Source organism: Nocardia sp. NPDC059764, assembly GCF_042732555.1.
Lineage (GTDB): Bacteria > Actinomycetota > Actinomycetes > Mycobacteriales > Mycobacteriaceae > Nocardia.
In genome coordinates this window covers 1-12,226 of record NZ_JBHWHH010000202.1, presented here as the reverse complement: position 1 = coordinate 12,226, position 12,226 = coordinate 1, and the positions used below count along the sequence as shown (strand labels likewise).

The 12,226-nt window shown below is 71.9% G+C and carries 7 protein-coding genes; 1 reads left to right on the top strand and 6 read right to left on the bottom strand.

Features of this window, described 5'->3' with window-relative positions; genetic code table 11:
* Nucleotides 1-20: 20 nt before the first annotated feature.
* The 6 genes from ACFV4K_RS30805 to ACFV4K_RS30780 form a co-directional block, all read right to left on the bottom strand.
* Nucleotides 21-848 carry an NRDE family protein gene (locus ACFV4K_RS30805; RefSeq protein ID WP_379279658.1) on the bottom strand — a complete coding sequence of 276 codons (828 nt, stop codon included), beginning with the start codon at nt 846-848 and terminating at the stop codon, nt 21-23.
* A 239-nt stretch (nt 849-1,087) separates the two neighbouring features.
* The gene (locus tag ACFV4K_RS30800; RefSeq protein ID WP_379279656.1) at nt 1,088-2,431 is read right to left on the bottom strand and encodes a S1 family peptidase; all 1,344 of its coding nucleotides are present in this window, start codon (nt 2,429-2,431) and stop codon (nt 1,088-1,090) included.
* A gap of 186 nt (nt 2,432-2,617) precedes the next feature.
* Nucleotides 2,618-3,967 carry a S1 family peptidase gene (locus tag ACFV4K_RS30795; RefSeq protein WP_357094245.1) on the bottom strand — a complete coding sequence of 450 codons (1,350 nt, stop codon included), beginning with the start codon at nt 3,965-3,967 and terminating at the stop codon, nt 2,618-2,620.
* A 119-nt stretch (nt 3,968-4,086) separates the two neighbouring features.
* Nucleotides 4,087-5,229, bottom strand: coding sequence for a hypothetical protein (locus tag ACFV4K_RS30790; protein ID WP_379279654.1), 1,143 nt, complete (start codon nt 5,227-5,229; stop codon nt 4,087-4,089).
* Between the two features lie 43 nt (nt 5,230-5,272).
* Nucleotides 5,273-8,116: a LuxR C-terminal-related transcriptional regulator gene (locus ACFV4K_RS30785; RefSeq protein WP_379279652.1), complete on the bottom strand. Its 2,844-nt coding sequence runs from the start codon at nt 8,114-8,116 to the stop codon at nt 5,273-5,275.
* 76 nt (nt 8,117-8,192) lie between these two features.
* The gene (locus ACFV4K_RS30780) at nt 8,193-9,995 is read right to left on the bottom strand and encodes an Hsp70 family protein (protein ID WP_379279651.1); all 1,803 of its coding nucleotides are present in this window, start codon (nt 9,993-9,995) and stop codon (nt 8,193-8,195) included.
* A gap of 313 nt (nt 9,996-10,308) precedes the next feature.
* On the opposite strand from ACFV4K_RS30780, the gene ACFV4K_RS30775 reads away from it, so the two are divergent.
* Nucleotides 10,309-12,201, top strand: coding sequence for an IniB N-terminal domain-containing protein (locus ACFV4K_RS30775; RefSeq protein WP_379279649.1), 1,893 nt, complete (start codon nt 10,309-10,311; stop codon nt 12,199-12,201).
* The last annotated feature ends 25 nt before the right edge of the window (nt 12,202-12,226 follow it).

Below are 12,226 nucleotides of genomic sequence, written 5' to 3'. Positions count from 1 at the left end.
GAGGCGGGCCTGGTGTTCTGTCAGGCGGGGAGGTCCATCCGGCCCTCGAACACCACGGTGTCGCGGCGGCGGCCGAACCGGGCGAAGGTGCGCTCGGTCATCACGTAGCGGCCGTCCTCGCGCACCAGAAGGACTGTGCTGCAGCGAGTTCCGTGTACCGGATGGTTGACGAAACGCGCGGAGGCCGAGCGTTCCGTCAGCCGGTCGAGGCCCGTGCGGGGCAGTTCGGCGGCGGGGGCCGCGGTGCGGTCGGCCAGCACCCCGAGATAGCCCGCGACATCGCCCGGCGGCACCGCGGCCAGCGCGCGCACGCCATTGCGGACCTTCGGCCACACGGGGGCGTCGGTGTCGGTGGCGACCGCGCCGTCCGGTGTCAGCGAACCGACCAGTGCGTTGTTGGAGACGCCGTGGAAACCGGGCGGCAGTTCCCGGGGGCCGCCCTCGCTCCGATTGCTGTGCCACCACAGCGTTTCCAGATCCGAGACCAGCAGATTGAAGCCGTTGTAGTCGTCGGGGGCGGCGGCGTTGCCGCGCACGAACTTCTCCGGAACCACGTCGCCGCGCAGGAAGTCCATCAGCAGCGCGCCGCGGGAGCGGACGTCGGTGCGGAACTCGCCGGGTAGTCGCACATTGGTGACCGTGGCGAAGCGGTGCCGGTCGGGCAGCACGCCCAGCCAGGTGCCGGGCACCGGGCCGGTCGCACCCTGATCCCGGCCCGCGAGCAGGCCCGGCACCTCGTCCCAACGGCGCAGTGATTCCGTTGGGCGGGTGAAGAACTCGTCCCGATTGGCGGCCAGGATCAACCGGTAGTCCGGATGGGCCCGCCAGCCGAGCAACGCCAAACACATAGGCTCTATTATCTGCCCTCCGCTTCGCTCCGGGCGGGTTCGCGGCCCCCGGGGTCTCGTTCTTCCTTCCCTCCGCTCCCCCGCTTCGCTCCTCCGCTCCACTCAGTCCAGAACGAGACGGGCCGCGAACATCCAGTGCTCTGCACGCACTTGTGATGGTGGGGTTGAGGGGGTTCTCACCCAGGAATGCGAAAAGGCCGGTAGCGGTTGAGCTACCGGCCTTTCCGAGGATGCTGTGCCTAGCTGGTGCGCACCCGCAGACCCGGGTTGTCGGAGAGCACCGTGCTGATCGGCTGCGCGAACAGCTGCGGGGTGTTGCCGGTGATCAGACCGATCAGGTTCGGGATCTCGCAGATCGGGTAGTCGGCGACCGAGGAGGCGCTGGAGATGCCCAGGGCCAGGGTGCCGGTCACCAGCGGGCCGCCCGAATCACCGGGCAGGGCGCAGATATTCGACGAGAACGACTGGGTCAGCAGGCGGTCGCCGACCTGGACGGTCTGGTCGACGGCGTTCACCACGCCGCAGCTGAAGCCGGCGCGCGCGCCCGACTTGCAAACCGGAGCGCCCACCACCGGGACGGCCACACCGGTGACGGTGATCGGGGCCGCGTTCGGGACGCTCACCAGCGGGTTGGAGAAGCTGTCCCGGAACTGGTCGTTGATGCCGACGATCGAGTAGTCCTGGTTGCCCAGCACCGACTTCTGGAACGAGCCCATCTGCGGGCCGCGGCTCTCGCCGACCAGCTGGAACACGCCGGGGGAGTTGGCGCCGCCGGTGGCGGGGATGTTCGGGTTGCAGTGGCCCGCGGTGATGTTCACGACATTGCCGTTGCCGTCCACGCCGTTGAAGCCCAGCGAGCAGCGCAGCGACATGCGGCCGGCCACCGAGGCGAAGGCGTCACCGGCGGCCATGGCGCGCGGGCCGGCTCCGGCGATCTCCGCGGCCTTCGGGACGTCCTGCCCCTCGCCGCCGACCGGCGGGGCGGCCATGACGATGACGCGCGCCGGGTCGACGAAACCGGGCAGCGGAAGGCCGGCCTTGTCCACGCGGACCGCGATGCTGTTGTTCAGGGTGTCGACGGCCACGCCACGGATCGACTTGGACACCGACTCCGGCTGGTCCTTGAGCCACTGCTGGAAGGCGTTCTTCTCGCCGCGCAGGGTGGTCTCGCTCTTGGAGACGTCCTTGGCGGTGAAACCGGCGTCCTGCACGGCCTTGCGGGCCTGCTCGTGCGCGTCGCCGGGGGCGAGCGCCACGATCGCCTTGCCGGTCTCGTCCAGCCAGGCGCCACCGAAGACATCCGGGAACTGGCGCTGCGCGGTGGTGGCGAAGGTGGCCACCTTCTGCGCGACGTCGGCGCGGTTCAGGTAGTCCTGCGAGGAGATCTTGAGGTCGCGGGTGATCGCGTTGATCAGCTCGGCCGGCAGGTTCGGGGTCGCGGGGGTCTCGGGCTCCGCGTGCGCGCTCGCCGCCAAGGGTCCGGCGACGAGAATCGCGGTGGCCGCGATCGCCGCAGTTCGGACGAGGGACCGCGGGCGTCGGCCCGCGGCAGGCATGGAGGCGCGCATACGTGGCAGGAGCATGGCCCCGACTATATGGTGTCCGGCCCGTTATGCCTACTTATTGCCAGATGACGTTTCGGTATTCGCAGAGCAAACGGCAGGCATGGGAGATTGACCCTCCAATGCGAGGGATGTCCGATTTTCGCGGCCCGTCGCACCGGGCCGCGAATCCGTCACTCGGCGGGAATCACGCACGGAGTGAATCACTCACGTGTGCGAGCGAGTCCGCACCTGAATTCCACTGCCGACGCCGCCGCCCGAATTGGCGTCGATTTCGTTCAGAATCGGGCGCAGCGGGATGCCCAGCGACGCGGTGCCGCCGTACTGCGCGAGCTGCGTGTTGGCCTCGTTGCAGTTCGGTGCGTCCGCCGCGTTGGAACCGCTGGTGATGCCCAGCGCGAGGGTGCCGGTGACGATGGCGCCGCCGCTGTCCCCGCCCAGGGTGCAGGCGCTGGAGGCGAAGCCGCGGATCGTCTTCGAATTGCCCTCGGTGGTGTAGAGCTGGGTCTCGACCCGGTCCGCCACCACGAAACCGCAGGTGAACGTGGACGACTGGCCCGACTTGCAGACCGGCGCGCCCGTGATCGGGTCGGCCACACCGGTAATGGTGAGGGTGGTGCCGTTGGCGCCGCGCACCGACGGCTGATCCATGCCCGCCTTCACCGCGTCGTCATTGAGCTTGATGACCGAATAGTCCAGTGCGCTGCTGCCGCCCAGGTTCGAGGTGACGAAAGTGCCGACCTTCGGACTGGACAACAAGTTTTTGACATTCGGCAGGTACACCTCGGCGCCGGTGCCCTTGTCGACATTCGGATTGCAATGCCCCGCGCTGATGTTCAGCGCATTGCCCGCGGAATCGACGCTGTTGAATCCGAACGAGCACACATCCACCCCGTGCAGCGAGGTGTCGAGCGGAGTCGGCGCGGTGATGTAGGTGTCGCCGCCCATCGGCCGCCGCTCCACCGGGCCGCCGGAGTTCGGCGACAGGATCACCTTGATATTGGCGATCAGGGTGGGCAGGTTCAGCAAATGGCCGCCGGGGGTGTTGGCGACGCTGAGTACCAGCTGGCTGTTGAGGAAGTCGATGGCCACCGAATTGATCGCGCCCGAGATCTCCCGTGGCAGCGTGGTGATCCACTGGTTCAGCTGATCGACAGAGTTCTCCAGGCCGTCCGCGCTGATCGGGGCCAGCCGGGTCTGGTACCCGGCGGCCGCGGCGACCTTGGCGGCGTCGAGGGAGGTGACGGCCAGCACCGGCTTGCCGTCGGTCCCGATCCAGGCGCCCGCGAAATCGTCGGGGCGCTGGGTGCGGAATTCGCTGGCGTAGTCCCGCAACTGCTGGGCCTTGGCCGCGCGGTCCAGGTATTCGGCCGGAGTCATTTTCAGATCGCGCTGGATGGCGGTCACCAGTTCGGCCGGAAGGCTCTCGGCGGCAAGCTGATCCGGGGAGACCGGGTCGGCTGTGGCGCTGCTCAGAAGGGGCCCGAGGAGAACGGTCGAGGCAACGGCGACGGTGGCTGCTCGGACCGTGGCGCGGCGCGCCATGAACTTGCGCATGGAGTCCCTTCGTAGTGCACCAGCAGACCGGCTTCGGCGGGGAAAGGTTCCGGGCTACCTTCCGGAAGGTCGGTCAGCGCACCACTTTAGGGCACAAACCTCGGATGGTCGCTACGAAATCAACGCTGACTCTGTCCCCACGGGTCCTGCAGCACCGGAGCCGGCGGCAGGCCGAATGTCGGTACCGGCGGGTTCTGATAAATCGGCGGATACGGGCGGGTGGTGGTGGGCGGCACCGTGGTCGCCGGAACCGGGGGCAGGGTGGTCGTCGGCTCCGGAGTGGTGGTCGGCGGCGGCGTCGTGGTCGGCGCCTCGGAGGTGACCGGGGCGTCGGCCGGATCGACCGGCGCGGCCGCGGTGGGATGCAGCGAACCGGTGGGCGGTAGCAGCGGCGGGGCCACCCCCGCGGTGGCGTCCGGTTCGTTGCGGACCTCGCCGCGCGGCGGGCCGGGGGTGGAGTCGTCCTGGCGCAACACCGCCGCCACTCCGACGCCACCGAGCAGCAAACCGATCAGCGCGGCCGCCCCGGCGATGATGTACGGGCCCCGGGAGGCGCGCGGCGCGTGTGTGACCGCGGCCGCCGGAATCGATCGGGTGACCACCGGCTCGGCGGCGGTGGCGGCCGGAACCGCCGCGACCGCGGCCGAATAGGCCTGCGCCAGCGGCTCGGACGACTTCAGCGCGGGCAGCACATCGGTGACGTCGGCGGCGTTCACGGCGGACGCGGTGGCATCGGGCGGGGTCAGCCCGGCCGGAGTGGACAGCACCGCCGCCAGGGCCGCACGGGCCGCGTTGTAGGCGAGGGTCTTGCCGGTCTCCGCGTCCGCCTGCGGTAGGTCGCGCTCACTGACCAGCACCACCGACTTCAGGCCCAGGTAGTCCAGGGCCTCACGCAGCGAACGCACGTGCGGGTCGGTCCAGCCGGTCGGGTGCGCGAGATAGAACTCGGCGGGCCCGTTGAGATGTTCGGCGGCCTGACTGATCAGGCAGAACACCGCGGTGGCCATCAGGTCCTCGGCCCGGTACGCCTCACCGTCGTCCACCGCCAGCCCCGCCGGGTCGCCGACCGCGCCGACGAAGCCGCGAATGGAATGCGAATAGCCCTCCGGCGCGTCCCCGCCCAGCACGGCGTCCCCGTCGTCGGACATGTGCAGCACCGATTCACGCACGGTGTAGTGCACCGGGAGCGTGGCGTCGTCGCCGGTCACCACGGCTACGACGGATTCGTCGTCCGCGATCCGCAGGCCCACGCCAGTGGCCATCCTCGTTACCTCACTCGGTGCGTCCGGTCTCTCCGCGCCCGGATCAGACCAGGAGTGAACCGTGACCCATGGCGCGGAGCATTGACAATAACTCCGAACGCGACCCCGCACCGATTCGACGTCTCATCCGGGCCACGTGATGTTCCACGGTTTTGGCCGAGATGTAGAGCCGGGCCCCGATCTCCCGGTACGTCAAACCCAGGAGCACCAGTTCGGCCACCTCGCGTTCGCGTTCGCTCAGCACGGTATCGGTGACCGGTTCCGGGCGTGCCTGCGGGGCCGCGGGCTCGGGCACCCGGACCGGGAACTCCGGCGGCCGGGACTGCGCGCGCACCGTGCGGGCCAGCTTCAGCAGGGCGGTCGCGGTGGCGGCGTCGCTCGCCGCCAGCGCGGCCTCACTGGCCAACCGGGCCGCGTCCCAGCGCAGGCCGAGCCCGGCCAGTCGCGCCACCGCGCCCTCGACCCGATCCCGCACCACCTGTCCGCGCAGCACCAGCACCCAGGTCCGGCCCGCGTCGGCCAGCACGGCGGCCTGCGGATCGCCCGCCGAGGCGGCCGTCTTCAGCCGATGGGCGTGCGGCAGCAGGGCTTCCGGGCTCTCCTGAGCGATGGCGGCCTGAATCGCGTACCAGTGGAAGGCATTCGACCAGACCGGCGGTTCGCCGAGGCGGCGCAGCAGTTCGTCGGCGCCGGTCACCAGTGCCGTCATCCGGGCCTCGTCGCGCAGACGGATTCCGGCCAGCCACAGTTCGCCGATGGGCAGCAGCGCCAGCAGGTCCGCCCCGACCTCGTCGAACAGCGGGTAGGCCTGCTGCCAGGCCAGGGCCAGCGCGGCATGGTCGCCGCTGCGGCGGGCCAGGCCGACGATCACGCCGTGCGCGAGCAGGCGATCACGCGGATCCAGTTCCGCCACCGGCACTTCCGACATCAGGGCGGCGGCCGACTGCTCGTCGCCGCCCAGCATGGCCACCCAGGCCCCGAGCACCAGGCTCTGCGGTGTGGGGGCCGCGCCGCGCAGGGCGTCGGCGGCGCGGCGGGGGTCGCCCATGCTCAGGCACAGCAGCACCGCGATCGACACCGCCGAACACGGCAGGAACCGATCGCCGCCGTCGTCGGCCGGCGCCGGCCCTGAGTGCGCCGCGTGGATCAGCGCCGACGCCGCCGAGACGGCCGCGCCGCGGCGGGCCTGCGCCGGATTGGCGAAACGCTGCCCGGCGAGGGTCGCCGGGGGAACGGCTCGCATCTCCGCGGTGAAACCGGTCGGGGCCGTGACGGTGCCGAAGCTGTTCGGCTGGCCCGCAGCGGATCTCACCGGCACGCCGGGATTCGCGGGCGGAGTCCGGTCGCTGGTGGCCGGCCGGACCACGCCGCCGGGTGCGGTGACACGGGCGGTCGGGGTGTTGAAGGCGCCGGATGCCGCTGGGCGTTCGGCACCGGACTGTCCGTTGCCGTAAGTCCGTGCGGGAGCGTTCTGTTCGTTGCCGTTATGACCGCCGAAGGTTCCGGAGGCGCCGTTGTGCGTCGCACCCGGACGCTGTGCCGCGGGTGTTCCGGTGGCTCCGATCGAATCGGACAGGGCGTGCGCGATCGACGCCGCCCGCGAGGTGGCCTCGGTGGGCGGCCACTGCCCGGCATTGACCGAGAGCGCCTGCGCGCCACGAACATCGCCGGCCAGGCACAGCACGGTCGCCGCGACCGCCCAGTCCGCGCCCACCCGGGCGGGACCGAGCCAGGTGTAGAGCTGCGCCGCCCGGTCGGCCAGGCCGCGCCGGGTCCAGACGCCCGCGCAGATGCGGACCGCGACGGCGAGATCGGCGAGCGGAATCGACGGATTCGCCAGGCTGGGTTCGGCCAGGCGCAGGGCGGTGTCGCCGTCCCCGCTGCGCGCGGCCGCGTCTGCCCAGCGCACCGCCAGCCCTTCCGGATCCGCACCGGCGGCGGCCGCGGACGCGTAGTAGCGCACCGCCTCGTCGCCCGCGCGTTCGGCTGCGGCGCACAGGAATCCGGCCAGCCGCTCGTCCCGGACGCCCGATTCGGCGAGCAGCAGCGCGGTGTGGTCGCGCAGCAGTCCGGCGTCCAGGCGGGCGTGCAGCAGGCGGCGGGCGACGGTCAGGAAGCGGCGGTCGCCGACCAGGGTGCGCAGCGGCGCGACCGCGGGGGTCAACAGCAGGTCGGCATCGGTGACCAGGGCGCTGCCCCGGGCCCGGTCCACCAGGCTCTGGGCGTCGGCGGGGGAGAGGTCGAGGACCTCGGTCAGTTCGCCGGTGTCCAGGCCCGCACCGATAGCGGCCACCACCAGGGCGTCGAGCAGGTCCGGATCGGAGTCGTCGAGCCGGGTCCGAGCCCACGCGGTCACCGCTTGATCGACGGCCGTCACGCCCGCGTCCAGGCGGGTCGCGCAGGCCGCGGTCAGGGCGGCCACCACGCCGCCGTGGATGCCGCCGGTCTGGCGATGGATGTGCTGGCCCAGGCCGCGCGGCACCATCATGCCCAATTCCCGTGCGAACGGGGCGATCTCGGTCGCGCCCAGGGCGCGCAGATCGATCACGCGGCCGCGGCGGGCCACCAGATCGGTGAGCCCGCGCAGCCGGGCGTCGTGCGGCCGCGAGCGTAGTGCGATGACGACCGGGTACTCCCCGGATTCGGCTGCGGCGCAGAGCAGATCGAACTCGGCCGCGCCGAGGGTGTGTGCGTCGTCGACGACCAGGGCGGTCCGGGGGCGGCCGGTCTCCGCGCCGCCGGGACGCGGGGCCTGCGCCGGATGGTCGGTGAGCGTGACGCCGCGGGCGCGCAGCCGCGCCCGGATCGCGCCCAGCAGGGTGGACTTACCGGTGCCGGAACGGCCGCGGATGAGGTACAGCACCGCACCGGAATCGCCGGAATCCAAGTCCCGGAATATCTCTCGCGCGCCCGGAAGTGAATCGAGCGCGACTGGGGTAACGCCTGTCACGAGGAACCAACTCTCAGCCGTGCGTACCGGGAATATTCCCGAGTCCGTCGACGGCGTTGTTCAAGGCTCCCGTCGGGAGCTGGGGCGCCGGCACCTGCACGGGGGCGGGCACGGGAGGCTGCGGCAACTGCATGGTCTGCACCGGCGGCTGCTGCTGCGCCGGGGCGGGCTGCGGCTGGGTCTGCGGCGCGGGTTGCGGCTGCGCCTGCTGGGTCTGCGGCGACTGCTCCGGCACCGGATTCTGTTGCTGGGCAGGGGCATCCGACTGGCCGCCCGGGGCCGGAGCGTCCACGGGGGCGCCGGAGGCCGGTGTGCCGGGCTGGGTGGCGCCGGGCTGCTGCGGCGAGTTCACCGCGGCGATCGGACTGCCCGGCACGGCCGCGGCGGGCGTGCTGGAGGGAGTGACCCCGCCGTTCGGCGCGGCCTTGTCCAGGGCTACCGCGGAGGTCGAAGGGGTCGGCGTCCCCGCGGGATTCGCGGGGGTGGACCGATCGCCGGTGCCCATGGCCAGCGTGCCGGTCGCCACCGCGGCCACCGCGATGGCGGCCGCGCCGAACACGGCCAGCCGCTTCCAGTGCCGGAACCCGCTCCGGGGCTCCTCGACGGGCAGTTCGGGCAGCAGCGGAATACGCGGAGCGGCTACGGGTGCCGTCGTCTTCTCGGGTTCGGCGGTCGCCGGCAGGGCGGCGTCGGCGGGTTCGGGTGCGGAGCCGCCGCCGATGCGGCGGGGCACGGCCGCGGTGGTCCGGGGCGGAACGAGCGTGCTGCCGGCGTCGGCCTCGGCGTAGGTCGGGCCGCCGATCGCGATGGCCGGGTGGGCCTCGGTCTCGGTGATGTCGGCGAGCAGGTCGGCGGCCAGCAGGGCCGCGCCGTGCGCGCTCAGGTGGGCCGGATCGGCGGCGGCCGCGACCGGGACGCCGAACTCGGTGGACAGCAGCTCGGTTACCAGCGGGATGCTCGCGCCGCCGCCGGTGAGCAGGAAGCCGTCCAGATCGGCGGCGCTCAGCCCCGCGCGCCGCAGCGCCTCGCGGACCAGGTCGGTCGAACCGAGGAGCGGACCCCGCAGCAGCTCCTCGATATCGTCGCGAACCAGTCGCACCTCGGCGACGCCGAGCATGGGCAAACGCACCGGCACCATGGTGGCGGTATTTGTGGAGAGAGTTTCTTTCGCAATTTTGCAGCGTTCCCGGAGCGCCGCCAATTCTTGTTCCACTACCGGGTCGAAAGGATCGAAATCTTTTTCGCCGACCGCATACGCGAGCACATATCTCATCGTCAGCAGATCGAATTCCGAACCCGCCACCGCGGTGCTGCGGACCGGTTCGCCGAGCAGGCCCGACATGGCGCCCGTGCGGGCCACCGAGACGGTCAGTCCGGTGGCTCCGAGGTCGTACACCACCATCGCGCCGTCACGGCTGGAGCCGTGCACGTCCTCCAGCCAGCGCATGGCCGCGGCCGGTTCCGGGACCAGGGCGACCTCGCCCAGTCCGGCCTCGTCCAGCGCGGTCCGCTGCGTTTCCACGGTGTGCTGCGACCACCAGGCCGGGTAGCAGGCGACCGAGGCGCCCGCCGGGCCCATGTCCGTCACCACGCGGCCGATGGCGGTCGCCACCAGGTCCGCGGCGCGGACGACGGAGCCGTCGCGGGTGCGGATGTCCACGGGATCCCCGACCCGGGACAGGAAACTCTCCGGAACCTCCGTCTCCGAGCCCAGCGTGCTGGGCCGGGTATGGAGCTTGTGTTGTCCCCCCGAAGTTGTCACGGCAACCGTGTTCGACGACCCGACCGTGATGCCGAGCGCCAGCCCCTGACTCATTCGAGTTCCCCTGTCATTACCGGACACGCGGTGGGTGTTGCGCGTGCCGCTCGAAAGCTCTTGGTCCGATATGTCTGAAACCCTCTGTTAGGCCGGGCGGCCCACCGAGCCTGTCGGTTGCTGGGGGGTCCTCGTTACCGATTCCCCAGCAGGTTTGGGGAAATTCCCCTAATGTTCTCCGGACCCCCAAGGTGATCGATGGGGAAACCGGGGGACTTCACCCCTTACGCGTAACAACTCGTCTTCCTAACGTGAAAGTCAATTCGAGCAGTGCGGGTCAACGGGGCCCGCCCCACCAGGGAGACGATTCATCATGAGCCCCAACGCAATTCTCGAGTTCATCCTCAACCTGCTGCGCGACCACGAGGCCGCCGTCAGCTACTGCACCAATCCGGGCGCGGCGCTCGCCGCCGCCGGCCTGGACAACGTGACCCCGGAGGACATCGCGGCCGTGGCGCCGCTGGTGGCGGAATCCGCGCTGGTTGCCGGAGGTTCGCAGCTGTCGAGCATCATCGCCGCGGGCGGGGCCACCGGCCTCGGCGCCGACACCGGTCTGGACGCCGGACTCGGCGCGGACGCGGGCCTCGGTGCGAACGCCGGCGTGGGCGCGGCCACCGGAGTCGGCGCGAACGTCGGCGCTGGTCTCGTCGACAACGCGGCCCTGAACCTCGGAGCCGCCACCCTCGCCGCCACCCAGGTCAACCTCGGCACCGAGGTCGGCACCGGCCTGGAGCTGGGCCTCGCCGACAGCGTCGGCGCGGCCGTGGACGCGGCCGCCGGACTCGGCGCGGGCCTGACCGCCGGACTCGGCGGTGCGCTCGGCGTGGCCGCCGACGTCGCCACCGGTGTCGAAGCCAATCTGGGCGGCGTCCTCGGCGCCCAGGCCGCCGCCGACCTGACCTCCGCCCTCACCGGCGGCCTGACCGCGGGCGCGGGCCTGGAAACCGGCCTGCAGGGCGCGCTCGACGCGGTCGCCCACGGTGGCGCGGACCTCACCACCGGCCTGACCGGCGCGATCACCACCGCCGCCGACCTCCAGACCGGCCTCGGCGCGGGACTCTCCACCGCCATCAACGCCGCCACCAGCGCGGGCGCGGGCCTGCAGACCGGCCTGAACGGCGCCCTCAACACCGGCGTCGGCCTGGAGACCGGCCTCTCCGGCACCGCCGACGCTCTCCTCGGCGCGGGCACCCAGCTCGGCGCGGGCCTGGACACCGGCCTGCACGCGGGCGCGGCCCTCGGCACCCAGCTCGGCGCGGGCGTCGACACCGCTGTCGGCGCCGGCACCCAGCTGGGCGCGGGCCTGAACACCGGACTCCAGGCGGGCGCGGACCTCGGCACGCAACTGGGCGGCGGGCTCGGTGCGGGTCTGAACACCGCGGTCGGCGCGGGCACGCAGCTGGGCGCGGGTCTCGAGACCGGCCTGAACACGGGAGCGCAGCTGGGCACGGGTCTCGACGCCGGATTGCATACGGGTGCGGACCTCGGGACGCAGCTGGGTGCGGGCCTGAACACCGGATTGCACACCGGTGCGGACCTCGGGACGCAGCTGGGCGCGGGCCTGGACACCGGGCTGCACACCGGTGCCCAACTGGGCACAGGTCTCGATGCCGGACTGAACACCGCGGTCGGTGCGGGCACGCAGGTCGGCGCTGGGCTCGAGACCGGGCTCAATGGTGCGGCGAATGTGGGCACCGGGCTCGGTGCGCAGGTCGGAAGTGGTTTGGAGACGGGTATTTCCGGTGTGGGCGGTGCGGCGACCGGAATCGGCGCGGGCGTGCAGGGCGGGCTCGACACCGGCCTCCACGGCGCTGCCGGGGCCGGGACGCAGGTCGGGACGGGTCTGGATGCCGGGGTGCACTCGGCGATCGGTGCGGGTATGCAGGTCGGCACCGGGCTGACCGGGGTCGGGAACGCGGTGGCCGGGCTCGACACCGGGGTCACCGGGGCGACGCAGGTCGGCGGCGGGGCCCAGGTCGGGACCGCTCTGGATGCCGGGGTGCACGGCGGCAGCGCGGTGGATGCCGGGTTGCACGGCGCGGGCGCGAATCCCTGGGCCGGAGTGGATGTTTCGCAGGCCTTCGGCGGCGGCGTGCACACCACCGGTCCGGACGCGTCGCTGTTCGGTGACAGCGGTGCCCACACCGGGGTGGATCTCGGGGCGCACGCGGGCGGCGATATCGTCGGCGACATCCTGCACTCGTGACGCGAGAGGTCGCTCACCGCGGGTT